Source organism: Flavobacterium saliperosum (assembly GCF_900100625.1).
Lineage (GTDB): Bacteria > Bacteroidota > Bacteroidia > Flavobacteriales > Flavobacteriaceae > Flavobacterium > Flavobacterium saliperosum.
In genome coordinates this window covers 146593-162374 of record NZ_FMTY01000006.1, presented here as the reverse complement: position 1 = coordinate 162374, position 15782 = coordinate 146593, and the positions used below count along the sequence as shown (strand labels likewise).

At 42.0% G+C, this 15782-nt stretch carries 13 protein-coding genes; 4 read left to right on the top strand and 9 right to left on the bottom strand.

Annotated elements, in window-relative coordinates; genetic code table 11:
- The 9 genes from BLQ05_RS11545 to trhO form a co-directional block, all read right to left on the bottom strand.
- On the bottom strand, positions 1–2805 hold a 2805-nt coding region (locus BLQ05_RS11545), incomplete at its 3' end, for a fibronectin type III domain-containing protein (protein WP_238321140.1).
- 170 nt (positions 2806–2975) lie between these two features.
- The gene (locus tag BLQ05_RS11540; protein ID WP_023576157.1) at positions 2976–3635 is read right to left on the bottom strand and encodes a CoA transferase subunit B; all 660 of its coding nucleotides are present in this window, start codon (positions 3633–3635) and stop codon (positions 2976–2978) included.
- Positions 3636–3637: 2 nt separating this feature from the next.
- Positions 3638–4339: a CoA transferase subunit A gene (locus BLQ05_RS11535; RefSeq protein ID WP_023576158.1), complete on the bottom strand. Its 702-nt coding sequence runs from the start codon at positions 4337–4339 to the stop codon at positions 3638–3640.
- Positions 4340–4412: 73 nt separating this feature from the next.
- Positions 4413–6713, bottom strand: a complete 2301-nt coding sequence (locus BLQ05_RS11530; RefSeq protein WP_023576159.1) for a penicillin-binding protein 1A — start codon at positions 6711–6713, stop codon at positions 4413–4415.
- 1 nt (position 6714) lies between these two features.
- Complete coding sequence (locus BLQ05_RS11525) at positions 6715–7206, bottom strand: gliding motility lipoprotein GldH (protein WP_035654361.1); 492 nt, start codon at positions 7204–7206, stop codon at positions 6715–6717.
- On the bottom strand, positions 7190–8545 hold the full coding sequence (locus BLQ05_RS11520) for a PSP1 domain-containing protein (protein WP_035654362.1): 1356 nt from the start codon (positions 8543–8545) through the stop codon (positions 7190–7192). Before BLQ05_RS11520 ends, BLQ05_RS11525 begins: the two co-directional genes overlap by 17 nt.
- A 204-nt stretch (positions 8546–8749) precedes the next feature.
- Entirely contained in the window at positions 8750–8980 is a 231-nt protein-coding gene (locus BLQ05_RS11515) for a ferredoxin (protein ID WP_035654363.1), read from the bottom strand.
- Positions 8980–10221: a peptidase U32 family protein gene (locus BLQ05_RS11510; RefSeq protein WP_035654364.1), complete on the bottom strand. Its 1242-nt coding sequence runs from the start codon at positions 10219–10221 to the stop codon at positions 8980–8982. Before BLQ05_RS11510 ends, BLQ05_RS11515 begins: the two co-directional genes overlap by 1 nt.
- Entirely contained in the window at positions 10221–11579 is a 1359-nt protein-coding gene (gene trhO / locus BLQ05_RS11505; protein WP_023576164.1) for an oxygen-dependent tRNA uridine(34) hydroxylase TrhO, read from the bottom strand. The genes BLQ05_RS11510 and trhO overlap by 1 nt, the downstream gene beginning before the upstream one ends.
- A 196-nt stretch (positions 11580–11775) precedes the next feature.
- Here trhO and recA point away from each other — a divergent pair, with 196 nt between their 5' ends.
- The 4 genes from recA (at position 11776) to BLQ05_RS11485 (ending at position 15692) form a co-directional block, all read left to right on the top strand.
- A complete protein-coding gene (recA, locus tag BLQ05_RS11500; protein WP_023576166.1) occupies positions 11776–12780 on the top strand; it encodes a recombinase RecA in 1005 nt (334 codons plus the stop codon).
- A 91-nt stretch (positions 12781–12871) separates the two neighbouring features.
- Entirely contained in the window at positions 12872–13288 is a 417-nt protein-coding gene (locus tag BLQ05_RS11495) for a hypothetical protein (protein ID WP_023576167.1), read from the top strand.
- Between the two features lie 13 nt (positions 13289–13301).
- Entirely contained in the window at positions 13302–13847 is a 546-nt protein-coding gene (locus BLQ05_RS11490) for an RNA polymerase sigma factor (RefSeq protein WP_035654366.1), read from the top strand.
- Entirely contained in the window at positions 13848–15692 is a 1845-nt protein-coding gene (locus BLQ05_RS11485; protein WP_023576169.1) for an outer membrane beta-barrel protein, read from the top strand.
- Positions 15693–15782: the final 90 nt, after the last annotated feature.

The window sequence follows — 15782 nt, the reverse complement described above, 5'->3', positions numbered from 1 at the left end:
AGCGTTGCTCCATACCAGTTCTCCTGCATCGTCAAAGTCTTTATCGTTGTTGTAGTCAATCCAAACCGCATAGCCTTCAGGGTAAACAGATCCCGTCCATGTTGGCGTTACTGTAATCGTTGTTGAAGTACCTTTGGTAAGATTTGTGGAAATTGATGTGAAATCAGTATACCCTGTACCTCCTGTAGAAGCATTGTTGATGGTTCCGATTTGTACTCTTCCGATAGATTCATCTGCCACACTGTTTCCTTGTGATGTACAATAAACAGCTGTTGCAGCCAATGTAGTTATGTTCACCGTATTACTTGCAGCAGAAACGTTTCCGGCCGCATCTTTTGCTTTTACAGAGAATGTATACGCTGTTGCTGCCGTTAAACCTGTCACGGCATAGGAAGTGGTTGTAACGGTTGCTTTTAATGTTGCTCCCTGATAAACATCGTATCCGGCAACACCAATATTATCCGTTGAAGCTGTCCACGATAAATTTGTTGTAGTTTGCGTAGTTCCGGAAGCCGTTAAATTTGACGGAGCAGACGGAGCAACAGTGTCACCGGAGTCCAAAGTAAGAGAAGTTCTCCAAACACCTCTTCCGTAGGTAGCCGCCGTAATATTATTATCGACATAATTTATCTCCAAATCCGTTACCGGTACATTGGGCAAATTGGTGTCGAAAGGCTCCCAGGCCGACATGCTATCGTCTTTGTAATACATACCCAAATACGTTCCCAAGTATAATGGGTTTAAGGCATTTTGCCCCTGATGAACAATTACATTTTTAGCAATTGCAGGCAATCCGTTATTTATGCTTGTGAAAGTTGCTCCGGCATCTGTTGAGCGGTATACCAGTCCGGCTGTCCCGGAAGTAACGGCATAAATAATATTACTGTTTGTGGAATGTACGCGGATATCTTTTACCGTTGTTGGGAAAGTATATGCTAAAACGAAGTTCACGCCTTTGTCGGTACTCTTGTACAATTTTGCGCCATCTGACGCATACATTTTGTTGTCGTTAGACGGGTCAATCACAAGATTTTCCACGTCGGTGGCAAATGATGTTGTACTCGCTACCCAAGAAGTCCCGTTTAACCGGTAAACTTTCGCATAACCACCAAATACCTCGCCTAATGAATTAATCGCTAAAGGTGTTACCCAATTGCCGGTTTCGGGTCCGGTAATTGTACTGGATAAGTTATCACCGGCCGTAGTACTTACATAGAGATTAGTTCCTTCCTGAATGAATCCGTAAAATTTATTTTGGTTAGTCGGATCCACTCCCGTGTCCATACCGTCAGCACCATAGTAGTTTTTCCATTGACTGTTGCTGTATGCATGACCTCCATTGTCCTGAAGTCCGCCTACCATTTTACTTGAAGTTTGCTTCGAAACCGATATCTTATAAAATTGGCTGATTTGCAATCCTGTCGTTAAGCTTGCAAAGGAAGTTCCCGCATTTGACGACACGTAGATTCCTCCATCGCTGCCACAATATAACTTATTGCCATAATAACGTAAAAAATGAATATCAGCGTGGGTGTAGGTAGCTGCTGCAGGTGAGCTCCAATTGTTTACTTTGGTGAAAGAAGTTCCTCCATTAGTACTTTTCCATATGTTCAAACATCCAGTAAAAACCACATTCGCATCTGTGGATGAAACCGCCAAAGCCAAATCATACCAGGCTTGGGTCGACTCAAATATATTTGTTGTACTTGCCGTTTTGGCAAAGGTGGTTCCGCTGTCAGTAGAACGGTACAGTCCCTGAAAGCCATTCGCCGTAGTAGAACTCAACACATATACATAGGCCGAATTGGCTGGGGTTACATCAATAACCAAACGTCCGGAAGACGCCGGTAATCCGCTGGTGACAGTCGTAAAAGTTGTTCCCCCATTGGTGGATTTATGGAATGAGCTTGGCTTTACTGCGTAAATTGTGTTGGGATCTCCCGGTTTCAACTTAATATCCTTAATATTTCCGGTTAACACATTGGTCCAACTAACACCGGCATTGGTAGTTTTATAAAGTCCTGCACTAGTGGCCACCCAAAGTGTGTTGGCATCTGTTGGGTGCATGTAAATATCCGAAGCCGTTGTAAAAGTATTGGTAAAAGACAGACCGGTGGTATTCCAGGTTAACCCGCCATCAGTGGATTTGAGAACTCCAACAGAATAAGTGTCAGTGGCATCCCTGTCTCCCGTGGCAATATAAATAACATTTGAGTTGTTGTGGGCTACCACAATTCCCGACACCCCAATCTGAGGTAAATTATCAGATAGAGGTGTCCAGTTCACCCCTGCATCTGTTGACTTCCAGATACCACCAGCCGGTGCGCCGACATAGATGGTATTAGCGTTGTTGGGATCCACATATACCACATTCACGCGTCCCTGACCCGAAGACCACGAACCGGTATTCGTATGGCTGAATGGACCAACCGGTAACCAATTACTGGTTTTCGCAACCGATGCGGAAGACTTTGATTTTGTTTTTCGGGCGTTAATTTTTGCCTGCCACGCTGACCAAAGTTCTCCGGGCGTTACCAGCACTCCATTTCGGTGTGTATTATTGCTCCATTGGTATTCCCAGCGTTTAAAAGGCTTATAACCGGAACCTTTTTTGCTTTTATCGTTTTGATCCCAATAGGCATTAAAGGACGTGACCATTTCCGCCATGGTTTGTGGCTGATCATTTGCGTTTTTTTGCGTTTTCTGCATCCATGGTGCATCTTCGTTAAATTGCGCAAACCCAGCAAATGAAAATAGCATAAAAAGAACCGCTAAAGCAATCTTTCGTTGTAGTTTGTTGTTCATTAGATAAAATTTTTTTGGTTGTTGTTTAATCAATCTGTTAAAACAGAGCAATATTAACAAAATAATAAATCCGCATTTAACAAAAAAGCAACCATAAGTTAACCTTAAAATCCTAAAAACAAAAAAGCAGCCCAAAAGGCTGCTTTTTGAATTATCTTACAATGTTTTGTCTAATCAATATTCATTTCCGGAATATCACCGTCAATAATTAATTCGGCTTCAGTGGCTTTAATAATCTCCTCCACAGAAACGCCCGGCGCTCTTTCCAGAAGTTTGAATCCTTTCGGTGTGATTTCCATAACCGCCAATTCGGTTACGACTTTCTTCACACAGCCCACACCGGTTAACGGAAGCGTGCATTTTTTAAGGATTTTCGATTCCCCTGCTTTGTTCACGTGCATCATCGCTACGATAATATTTTCTGCGGAAGCGACCAAATCCATGGCACCACCCATACCTTTTACCATTTTACCCGGAATTTTCCAGTTGGCAATATCACCGTTCTCCGAAACTTCCATCGCACCTAAAATCGTTAAATCGACTTTTTGCGCACGGATCATTCCGAAACTGAACGCCGAATCAAAAAAACTCGCGCCCGGTAAAGTGGTGATGGTTTGTTTTCCAGCGTTAATGATATCGGCATCTTCTTCCCCTTCAAAAGGAAAAGGCCCCATACCTAACACCCCGTTTTCACTCTGAAATTCCACTTCAATATCGTGACGAACATAATTGGCTACCAACGTTGGAATACCGATTCCTAAATTTACGAAATAACGGTCTTTCACTTCCTGTGCGATTCTTTTCGCTATCTGATTTTTATCTAAAGCCATGATTAGTCTCTTTTACGGGTTGTACGTTGCTCAATTCTCTTTTCGAATTTCTCGCCCTGGAAAATACGTTGTACCATAATTCCCGGAATGTGTATCTGATTCGGATCCAGTGTACCTGCTGGCACTAATTCCTCTACCTCAGCAATCGTGATTTTCGCTGCTCCGGCCATGCAGCCGTTAAAATTTCTTGCGGTCCCTTTGAAGATTAAGTTTCCGGCTTCATCGCCTTTCCATGCTTTTACTATGGAAAAATCGGCTTTGTAGGCCAATTCCATGACGTGCATTTTTCCGTTGAATTCACGTGTCTCTTTTCCTTCCGCCACTTCTGTCCCGTAGCCTGCCGGAGTAAAGAATGCAGGAATTCCGGCTTGCGCCGCACGGCATTTTTCGGCTAAAGTTCCCTGCGGGGTTAATTCCACATCCAATTCGCCGCTTAACATCTGACGCTCGAATTCGGCATTCTCACCTACATACGAAGAAATCATTTTTTTGATTTGACGTTTTTGTAACAACAATCCCAATCCGAAATCATCAACTCCGGCATTATTGGAAATACAGGTCAATTCTTTTACGTCTTTTTTTACCAGCTCGGCAATACTGTTTTCCGGGATGCCGCAAAGTCCGAAACCACCCAACATGATGGTTTGGCCGTCTTTTATATCGTGTAATGCTTCCTGAACATTACCAACTTTTTTGTTAATCATATGGTTGTTTGTGTTTGTTTAATTTTGGCCTAAAAGTATAAAAAAAACGCCTTTTTTGAAAGGCGTTTTGTATTTAGAAATCGAATTCTTCGGTTTGTGTGTCTTCTTCCACGGCCAGACTGTCAACCACCGCTTTTTTAGGAACCCAACAATCTACTTTAACCGAATAATTCTCGGGTTTTTCAAAAGGCTTCTGAGAAACATTCAGATTGTCATCTTCGTAACATTTTCGCATGAATATTCCCCAAATAGGCAACGCCATCGTGGCACCTTGTCCCATGTTGGTTTGTTCAAAATGCGCGGAGCGGTCTTCATTCCCTACCCAGATACCGGCAGCCAAATTGGGTACCATACCGATAAACCATCCGTCGGAATTGTTTTGAGACGTTCCTGTTTTCCCGGCTATCGGGTTTCTTAAATTATACGGAACTCCGGTAACTCTTGCGGATTCCGGTGCGCTGCCCCAACGTAAACGGGATCCCGTACCGTATTCGGTAACCCCTTCCATCAGTTTGATCATCGTGTAAGCCACGTCTTTACTCATAACGTCTCTCGATTCCGGAACCGGTTCGTATAAAAGCACCCCGTTTTTATCGACTATTTTTACGATTACCTGAGGTTTCATATAAACTCCCTGATTAGCGAACGTACTGAAAGCCGCTACCATTTGTTCCACCGTAATGTCTACTGCCCCTAAAGCGATGGAAGGCTGAACAGGAATCTCTGAACTAACACCCAGCTTTTTAGTCATATCCACCACCGCTTCAGGACCTACTTTATCAATCAGTTTTGCAGAAACCGTATTAATGGAATTCGCCAAGGCAGATTTCAGATTAACCATTCCGCGATAATTCCCGGTGGAGTTTTTGGGACTCCAATCGGCATCAATACCATAACGCCCTTTCGGCATGGTAAACGGGGAATCGTAGATGGAATCACACGGCGACATCTTTAACTGCTCTATTGCCGTCGCATACAAAAACGGTTTGAAAGTGGAACCCACCTGTCTCGCGCCTTGTCCTACGTGATCGTATTGGAAATGTTTGTAATTGATTCCGCCCACCCAAGCCTTCACATGACCGGTTTGTGGCTCCATGGCCATCATTCCGGTTTGCAGGAAATGCTTGTAATATAAAATGGAATCGCGCGGTGTCATCAGGGTATCTTTCTCTCCTTTCCAAGTGAAAATTTTCATTTTGGTCGGAACTTCGAATGATTTTACGATTTTATCCTCCTCAAATCCTTTCTCGTTCATGATACGCCAACGCTCGGAATTTTTCATGGAACGCTGCATAATCAATTTGGTTTCTGCAGGTGTAATGCCGATAAAAGGAGCATTTGGATTGTCTTTTTGTCTTTTGTTGAATTCGCCCTGCAGATTCGCCAAGTGTTCTGAAGCTGCTTCTTCAGCATATTGCTGCATTCGGGAATCGATAGTCGTGTAGATTTTCAATCCGTCACGGTAGATGTCGTATTCGCCGTCGCCGTCTTTTTTCGGATTTTCTTTCACCCACTTCTTCATGAAATCACGAAGGTATTCCCTGAAATAGGTCGCACTTCCTTCAATATGACTTTCCGGAGTGAACTTCAGAACAATTGGTTTGGCCTGGAAAAACTCTTTTCGTTCTTTGGTTAGGAACTTGTTTTTTTCCATTTGGTGTAACACCACATTACGTCGGTCGGTAACTTTTTGCAAACGGCGTACCGGATTGAAAAGCGAGGGGTTTTTAAGCATTCCGACAAACATCGCCGCTTCATCCACCGTTAAATCTTTCGGCTCTTTTCCGAAATATACTTTGGATGCCGAACGGATTCCCACGGCGGTATTTACGAAATCGACCGTATTTAAATAGTGGGCAATAATTTCTTTTTTGGTATACTGTCGTTCCAGTTTGGTGGCGATAATCCACTCTTTTGCTTTTTGGATGATACGGAACGGCAGGAATTTTGATCCTTCGCCGTGAAAAAGGTTTTTCGCCAACTGTTGGGTTAACGTACTTGCTCCTCCGCTGCTTCCCAGGCTTAATGCCGCACGCAACGTACCTTTGGTATCGATTCCGGAATGCTCGTAAAAACGTTCGTCTTCGGTAGCGACTAATGCCTTCACCAAATGATCGGGCAACTCGGCGAATTTCACCGGGGTTCTGTTTTCAAGGTAGAACTTACCAATGGTTACCCCATCGGAAGAAATGATTTCCGTAGCCACATTGGAATTCGGATTCTCCAATTCGTCAAACGACGGCATAGATCCGAAAAGCCCCCACGAGGCAAAAAGGAAAAATAAAATCACACCGCCAAAACAGTAAAAAAACAGTTTCCAGAATTTCTTTACGTAAGGAGAAAAATCTTCTTTTTTATTATTGATTTGCGCCATTTTAATTCGTTTTTTCTATTCTGAATCCTACTTCCGAAATTCCCTGCAGCTGTTCCACGCCCGGCACTTTTCCGCTTTCGCGAACAGCCTGTTGCACAGTTACTGTATATTTTCCTGCTTTTGGGAATTTTACGTTTTCCTTATACCAGAGCTTACTTTCTTTAACATCCGAAAACCCTTCACCCATAAGACTTCCGTCCGGATGGGCCATCTGATATTCCAAGGTATCCACTTTGGTAACACCGTCGGGCTGCAACATGGAAACAATCAAAAACAGATTGTTGTATGGATAATCGTTGTTATTCCGGATGTTTACAAACATATTATAATCCTGGATGGTATCGTTCTGTTCAAACGTGAAGGCCACCTTTTGCTTTTTGTGCCAGGAACCGTCAATTGCCTGATACTCATCAAAGACCCTTTGTTTGTCACATGACAAAAACAATAGTGACAAGACAAATCCAAAAATTAAAAATTTATTGTTTTGAATCATTTTTATCGTTCGATGGTTTGTTTCTATTTGGTTTCGGTCTTCGGTTGTTACGGTTTTGTCCTTCCGCAGCGGGTTTCTTCTGTCCGCCTTGTCCTTCCGGTGTAATTTTGTTTTGTCGTTCCGGAGCCGTTTTGTTTTGTCCGCCTTGTCCTTCCGGCGTAATTTTGTTTTGTCGTTCCGGAGCGCCGGCACCTCTTGGCCTTTCGGCATCCGCAGTCGGACGTTTTTTGTTCGGGCGTTTCTTTTTCTTCGGCTGATCGAATCGGGTTAAACTGTCTTGTCCAACGGCATTCTGGAAGTTTTTCTCTTCCTCTACAATGGTTTCGATGGCATAATCTTCGATTGCCGTAATGCGTTTCTTTTCTTTGTTCAACGCCACAATCTCTTTTACCTGATCTACCTTTAAAACGTGCCATTGAGCAAAATTATTGGTATAAGCAAACCACATCAGACCTTTGAAAATATCGATTTTCTGACAAACCGCATCCCCTTTTTCGGAATACAATTTGGTTTCCATATCCGGGAACCCTTTTAAAGCATCCAGATACGTATCCAATTCATAATTCAAACAACATTTCAGTTTACCACATTGTCCGGCCAGTTTTTGCGGGTTCAGCGACAATTGCTGGTAACGGGCTGCCGAAGTATTCACACTTCTGAAATCCGTAAGCCAGGTCGAACAGCACAATTCACGTCCGCAAGAACCAATGCCTCCCAAACGGGCCGCTTCCTGACGGAAACCAACCTGCTTCATCTCGATACGGGTACTGAATTCTTTCGCAAAATCCTTAATCAACTGACGGAAATCGACACGATCATTCGCCGTATAATAGAACGTGGCTTTGGAGCCGTCTCCTTGGAATTCAATATCTGAGATTTTCATTTCCAGTTTTAACGCAATCGCGATTTCACGCGCGCGCACTTTCATCGGATCTTCCTTGTCACGGGCATCACTCCAGATATCGATGTCTTTTTGAGACGCCTTTCTGTAAATTTTCGGCACTTCACCTTCGTGATTTACCGCTTTTTTCTTCATTTGCACTTTCACCAACTCTCCCGTTAAGGTAACAATCCCCACATCGTGACCCGGCGACGCTTCTGTCGCAACGATGTCTCCGATACTTAAGGTAAGTTTTTCGGTATTGCGGTAAAATTCTTTTCGTCCGTTTTTAAAACGTACCTCAACGCAGTCAAAAGGTTCCTGACCACCCGGAAGCGTCATGTTGGAAAGCCAATCGAATACGGTTAATTTGTTGCAGCTATCGGTGCCGCAAGTCCCATTATTTTTACACCCCTTTGGCGCACCGCCATCGGAAGTTGAACAACTGTTACAAGCCATAATATGAATATATATTGATCGTTCGCCTTAGCAAACTACTGTTTCTAAATTGATTTTGTGGGTAAAGATAGTATTTTTTAGTTGCAAAGCCACAATCCGAAAAGTTGTAATATTCCTAATTTTTCCAAAACAAAAAACCTACTGCTTATTTACAACGCAGTAGGTTTAACTTAAGTATCTTACTTTCAATTATTTTTGATGCCTCTAGGTTTCTTTTACCGAAATGATATTTACCGGACAGGCTTTTACCGCTTGTTCACAAGCTTCCATAATGCTGTAATCGTGTGATTTTAACGTATGAAATCCTTTGGTGTTTACCGATTTCAGCAGCACCGTTTTGCCGTCTTTTTTAGACATCTGAAATTGTGCCGGAGCCATTTCGACGCAATAATTACACCCGATGCATTTCTCCCGTTGTAACGTAACCACCACCATTAGGCTTCCACAATTTTATAGAGTTTGTCCGACAAACGGATTCGGAACGGTAATTTGAACGTACAACTGTCGCCTTTGGTGGCTTTCTCCGCTATTTTTTCGTTTACGTACATTTCGTCAATCACCATTTCCTGCGCGCCGGTACTTGGTCCTGTGATTAAAATTTTATCGCCTTGTTTGATATCGTAGGCTTCGATTTTGAATTCGCCTACGCTGGCTTTCTGAAAGAAATGAACACCTTTGCCCACATAGACTTTTTTCTGCGTGGCACTCGATCCCGGATTGTCGCTCCACTCTCCCAGTTTTTGCCCGAGATAGTACCCACTCCAAAATCCGCGATTGTAGACCGTAGCCAACGTTTCCATCCAAATATTGATTTTTTCTTTGGTAAACGTTCCTTCATAATATGCATCAATAGCTTCACGATACGTTTTAACCACCGTTGCTACATAATCAGCCGCTCTTCCACGTCCTTCGATTTTCAGCACTTTGATGCCCGAATCGATCACCTGATCCAGAAAATCGAGCGTACACAAATCTTTGGGAGACATCATGTATTCGTTGTCGATTTCGATTTCAAATCCGCTTTCCTGATCGATTACCGTATATTTTTTTCGGCAATTCTGTTTACAGGCGCCGCGATTGGCCGAAGAATTATGCGAGTGCAGACTCAGGTAGCATTTTCCCGAAACCGCCATACATAAAGCGCCGTGTCCGAAGATTTCGATTTCCACCAAATTCCCGCTTGGGCCTTTGATTTGCTCTTTCTCGATTTCATCGGTAATTTTCTTTACCTGACGCAAACTCAGTTCTCGGGACAATACGATAGTATCGGCAAACAGACTGTAGAATTTTACCGTTTCAATATTCGTCACATTCAATTGGGTGGAAATATGGACTTCGATTCCCATCGTTTTGGCTGTCATGATTACCGCCTGATCCGAAGCGATCACCGCCGTAATTCCGGCTTCTTTGGCTTTGGTTAGCAAGGTTTTCACCACCGACAAATCGTGGTCGTATATAATAGTGTTTAACGTTAAATACGTTCTGACATTTTTTTCGTTACAGCGGCGTACAATTTCCGGCAAATCGTCCATTACGAAATTTACTGTCGCACGCGCACGCATGTTCAATTGTTCCACGCCGAAATAAATCGAATCGCAACCGTTGTCCAAAGCCGCCTGCATGGATTCGAAATTCCCTGCCGGAGCCATAAGCTCAATTCTTCCTGAAGTGGTCATTAGCAGATAATTTTAAATAATTTATCGGATAATCGCACGCGGAACGGCACAGCAAAAGTGACTTTATCGCCCGGTTTTGCCTGAGTTCCTTCCGTACCGTTGACGAACATTTTTTCCAAAATCAGTTCTTCATTCCCGGTTGTCGGTCCAGAAATCAGAATCTTATCGCCAAGATGTAATTCCTGATTTTCGATGATGAAAAGTCCGACCTGAGCTTTCACATAATAATGTTCGGCTTTGCCCAACAACACCTTTTTGATTTTTATTTTCTGACGGATGGTTTTCGGTTTGTCGGCTACCGCCAAAGGAATATCTGTTAATGCTCCCGATCTTTTAAACAACAACGATTCGGATTTCCCTTTTCGGAAGACTTTGTTTCCAACCTGAGCTCCTCTTCTTAATTTCACTTGCTCCACTAATGGCAAACGGGTGATGTCCAGACATTCGGAAGAACAACAGTTGTCCATCGCCTCCTTGCATTCGTCGCACTGGATGAACAGCAAATGACAGGCGTCGTTTTCGCAATTCGTATGATTGTCGCACGGTTTTCCGCATTGGTGGCACTGAGAAACGATATCGTCAGTGATACGCTCGCCCAAACGGTGGTCGAACACGAAGTTCTTTCCGATGAATTTGCTTTCCAGACCTTCTTCCTTGATTTGTTTGGCGTACTGAATAATGCCGCCTTCCAGTTGGTATACATTTTTGAAGCCCTGATGTTTGAAATACGCCGATGCTTTTTCACAACGGATACCTCCGGTGCAATACATTACCAGGTTTTTATCTTCTTTGAAATCTTTTAGTTGCTCATTAATAATAGGTAGCGATTCGCGGAAGGTTTCCACATCCGGAGTAATCGCTCCTTTGAAATGCCCGATTTCACTTTCGTAATGGTTTCTGAAATCCACCACAATCGTGTTTGGGTCATCTAATATCGCGTTGAATTCTTTCGCTTTTAAGTGAATTCCTTTATTGGTTACATCAAACGTTTCGTCGTTTAGACCATCGGCCACGATTTTGTGACGTACTTTCACGGTTAATTTTAAGAACGAATGATCGTCGTGCTCCACAGCCACATTCAAACGGATGCCTTTCATGAAATCATAGGCTTCCAACGTATCGCGAAACGCTTCGAAATTTTCGGCCGGTACCGACATCTGTGCGTTGATGCCTTCGGTCGCCACATAGGTACGGCCCAGAGCATCCAGCTTGTTCCATGCTATAAATAAATCGTCTCTGAATTTTTTAGGATCTTCAATGTGCGCATAGGCGTAGAAAGACAACGTCAGTCGCTGTTTTCCGGCTTGATCGATCAGCTCGGCTCTTTCTTCTGCGCTTAAGGTGTTATACAGTTGCATGCTATAAACGTTAAGTGAGAAATAGGTTATGAATTCTAAATGGAAGAATTCCGGTGCAAAAATAAACATTTTAAAACAAATTCAAAACGAATTGATTTTCAATATGTTAAAAGAAAATTAAAAAGAAAATCATCTGTTGATAAGATTGTATTTGAAACTTAAAAAAAAGCATTATTTTTACGCAAAATAGATAGTCATGAGTTCAGAAAAAGAAGCCAAATTAAAAGCCCTTCAATTAACATTAGACAAACTGGATAAAACCTACGGAAAAGGAACCGTAATGAAACTAGGCGATACTGCCGTGGAAGAGGTAGAAGCCATTCCATCCGGATCATTAGGTATCGATTTAGCCTTGGGAGTAAACGGATACCCCCGCGGAAGAATCATTGAGATTTACGGTCCGGAGTCTTCGGGTAAAACCACGTTAACTTTACACGCCATTGCTGAAGCTCAAAAAGCCGGAGGTATTGCTGCCTTTATTGATGCGGAACACGCTTTCGACCGTTTTTATGCGCAGAAATTAGGGGTTGATATCGACAACCTTATCATTTCTCAACCGGACAACGGTGAACAGGCCTTGGAAATTGCCGAAAACCTGATCCGTTCGGGAGCGATTGACATTGTGGTTATCGACTCGGTCGCCGCGTTAACGCCGAAAAGTGAAATTGAAGGCGAAATGGGAGATTCCAAAATGGGATTACACGCCCGTTTGATGTCACAAGCCTTGAGAAAATTAACCGGAACCATCAGCAAAACCCATTGTACGGTTTTCTTCATCAACCAGTTGCGTGAGAAAATCGGGGTGATGTTCGGAAATCCGGAGACCACTACAGGAGGTAATGCTCTCAAATTTTATGCGTCGGTTCGTTTGGACATTCGTAAATCAACGCAAATTAAAGACGGCGAAACCGTTTTAGGAAACCGTACGAAAGTAAAAGTGGTGAAAAACAAAGTAGCACCGCCGTTCCGTACCGCCGAATTCGATATCATGTACGGTGAAGGGATTTCGAAAACCGGCGAAGTTTTAGACTTGGCGGTAGAATTTGAAATCATCAAAAAAAGCGGTTCCTGGTTCAGTTACGGGGACACTAAATTGGGACAAGGTCGCGATGCGGTAAAAGCGTTAATCAAAGACAATCCGGAATTAATGGACGAATTGGAACAAAAAATTAAAGAGTTGATAAAAATAAACAACAATTAAGTCTAAAATCCCGAAAAATTTCGGGATTTTTTTGTTTATATACGCAACCTTTTCCTTTTTTTGCATCTTATGTATACTAACAAGATGTAAAATGAAAAAAATTTTATTATTGATTTTAATCCCTTTTCTTTACCTGTCATGCAGTAAAGAACCGGAAACAGAAGATGTTACTTTGGAATTATTACCCGTTAGTGAGGTAGAATTACCTGCCAATTTCGGAGTTAATAAAGAGAACATTATAAAGGTGAAATTTGTTCGTCCAACGGATTGTTATGCGTTTAATCAGTTTTATTATGAAATAGAAGGCACAATCAGTACTATTGCGGTTGAATCTACTGTATTTCACAATAATGGAGGTTGCCCGTCTTTACAAAGTAACAATGTGGCTACTCAGATTTTAAAATTCAGACCGGAGCAAACCGGGGAATACACGCTGAAATTTTGGAATGGAAAAGACACAAACGGAGACGATGTATTTTTAACCTATAACATTCTGGTCCAACAATAAATTTGCAACTGTTTTGGGGTTAGATCAAATAATACATAATTGTCAGAAGAATGATACAGCCGCACAAGAGCAGCTGTACAAACTCCTTGCCCCAAAATTGTTCGGCGTCAGTTTAAAATATTCCCGAAATTATGCGGAAGCCGAAGACAATTTACAAGATGGTTTTATCTTAATTTTTGAAAAAATAAACAAATTCGAATTCAAAGGTTCTTTTGAAGGCTGGGCAAAAAGAGTGGTCATCAACAATATTCTGCAACGATACCGAACGGAAGGTGTTTTCGAAATTATTCACGAAAACATACCCGACACTCCCGATGTGGAAGTAGAGGAAGATTCGGTTTCGATGGATTTTCTGGTTTCCATTATTCAGCAGTTGCCCGATCGCTACCGGTTAGTTTTCAACCTTTATGTGATAGATGATTATTCGCACAAAGAAATTGCTGAAATGTTAAAAATTACCATTGGCACATCAAAATCAAATCTGGCCCGTGCCCGTATGATTCTGAAAGACAAAATCGAATCACAACAAACAAATAAAAAAAAAATTCACATCGGCTAAATGAGTGAAAAAAATAACATAGACAGACTTTTTCAGGAAAAATTCAAGGACTTTGAGGTTGCTCCTTCCGATAAGGTATGGGAAAACATTCAGTTAAAAATGAATACCAAAGAAAAGAAAACCAATCTTCTGCCATTCTGGTTAAGGTTGTGTAGCTTCGCTGCCGTATTTTTAATTGGATTTTCTGTTGCCACTACTTTTATCGCGGGTCCTTTTGGATTTAAAAATCCTTTTGATTCCAAAGAAAGTACAACGGATATCAATTCGAAACAAAACAATGTTGTGGTTACCGATTCTTTCGAAATCAACAATAAAGAGAACAACACCAATACCGTTGTTGTCACTGAAAACGGAAAAGAAGGGTCCGATTTTAATGCTGCTCCTGCACACGGTAAAATCAATTCCGAGAGAAGCGCGCTTTCCGCTTCCGAAGGCACTCGTTCCAGTGTGGGTGCGCCAAATACTGTTCTTTCAGGAACGACTAAATCCGGCGCAACTTCCAACAGCCATACGCCAGCGATTGTGAAATCATCTTCGCGAAACATTAAAACGCACAAACCGGAGTATGAAAACCAAAAAGAAAACACGGTAGTGTCGAACACTTCCAAAAAGAGAAACAGTTTGGCAATTTCCGAAAAGAACAACGTTATCTCAAGCACGGATGTTTTAAATGAAATCAAGAAAATACATTCCTCAGCAATAACCGCTTCGGAAACAGTTTCCGCAACGAGTGTTTCCGTAGAATTCACTGCTGACAAAACCCTGAAAGCTGCTGAAGAAACCGATGCCGTGAGTGAAAATTCGAAAATCAAAAATTCGGATGCCGATTTCGAATACAACGTAACCAATTCAAAAGTTGCCTACGAATCCGGAAACAAATACATTCCAAGAAAAAAAGAAATCAAAACGGTTTCCAATTCTTCTGATGCAGAAAAAACAGACGTTACAAACAACGTTGCCACTACAATTGCCAGTAAGGAAAAATCAAAAGATGCGATGGCGAAATCCGCAGGAAACAATCTTGTTGCCGTTGCTGTTATCGCCGATTCTTTAGCGGAAAACGAAAAAGAAGTTGCTGAAAAAACGGCAGAGGAAAAAGTAACAGAGGAAAAAGACAGTAAAGACAAGAAAGACAAAAAAACCAAATGGATTGTCAGTACGACTTTTTCTCCGGTATACATGAATTTAAACGGTTCCGGATCTACTTTAGACTCGAAATTTGCCGAAAATTCAAAAAGTTATCAGACCAGCATGAGTTATGGCGTTGGGTTAAAATATGCCTTAAACAACAAATGGACAGTAAGAACCGGAGTAAATGCGCTGAATTTCGAATACAACACAAATGATATTACATTTTACAATTCCAACAACGGAGCCGGTTTAGAATATGTTAACGAAAACGGAGCCGGAACCGGAATGGTGATTGAAAATCCGAATCCAAAAGGAATCGCGTATAATGATGATGGTGTTGTTACAACCCGTTACAAAGGGAATATCAACCAACGAATAAACTATATTGAGGTTCCTTTAGAACTTTCCTATAAAATTTTAAACAAAAAAATCGGAATCGATGTTATCGGAGGAGTTAGCTCCATGTTCCTGAACGACAACCGAGTTTCTGTGGTTACTTCAGAGTCCAGCACGAATATCGGCGAAGCAAATAACCTGAACAAATTGCACTTCAGTACGAATGTCGGTTTGGGATTGCGTTATAGTTTCATGAAAACCTTTCAGGCAAATCTGGAGCCCATGTTTAAATATCAAATCAACACCTATAGTGGAGACGCTGGAAACTTTAAACCTTATTTCATAGGGGTTTACAGCGGAATAAGTTTTAGTTTTTAAGTTAGTTAAGTTTTAGTTAAGTCAGTTGCTTTCTGTGGTGGAAAGTAACGTAAAAAGCACTCTTTTGGGTTAGAGTGCTTTTTTATTTCT

What these genes read in the sequence shown, in the direction of transcription:
- BLQ05_RS11540 (WP_023576157.1), bottom strand. Translation starts at nt 3,635, where the DNA reads ATGGCTTTAGATAAAAATCAGATAGCGAAAAGAATCGCACAGGAAGTG.
- BLQ05_RS11535 (WP_023576158.1), bottom strand. Translation starts at nt 4,339, where the DNA reads ATGATTAACAAAAAAGTTGGTAATGTTCAGGAAGCATTACACGATATA.
- BLQ05_RS11530 (WP_023576159.1), bottom strand. Translation starts at nt 6,713, where the DNA reads ATGGCGCAAATCAATAATAAAAAAGAAGATTTTTCTCCTTACGTAAAG.
- BLQ05_RS11525 (WP_035654361.1), bottom strand. Translation starts at nt 7,206, where the DNA reads ATGATTCAAAACAATAAATTTTTAATTTTTGGATTTGTCTTGTCACTA.
- BLQ05_RS11520 (WP_035654362.1), bottom strand. Translation starts at nt 8,545, where the DNA reads ATGGCTTGTAACAGTTGTTCAACTTCCGATGGCGGTGCGCCAAAGGGG.
- BLQ05_RS11515 (WP_035654363.1), bottom strand. Translation starts at nt 8,980, where the DNA reads ATGGTGGTGGTTACGTTACAACGGGAGAAATGCATCGGGTGTAATTAT.
- BLQ05_RS11510 (WP_035654364.1), bottom strand. Translation starts at nt 10,221, where the DNA reads ATGACCACTTCAGGAAGAATTGAGCTTATGGCTCCGGCAGGGAATTTC.
- trhO (WP_023576164.1), bottom strand. Translation starts at nt 11,579, where the DNA reads ATGCAACTGTATAACACCTTAAGCGCAGAAGAAAGAGCCGAGCTGATC.
- recA (WP_023576166.1), top strand. Translation starts at nt 11,776, where the DNA reads ATGAGTTCAGAAAAAGAAGCCAAATTAAAAGCCCTTCAATTAACATTA.
- BLQ05_RS11495 (WP_023576167.1), top strand. Translation starts at nt 12,872, where the DNA reads ATGAAAAAAATTTTATTATTGATTTTAATCCCTTTTCTTTACCTGTCA.
- BLQ05_RS11485 (WP_023576169.1), top strand. Translation starts at nt 13,848, where the DNA reads ATGAGTGAAAAAAATAACATAGACAGACTTTTTCAGGAAAAATTCAAG.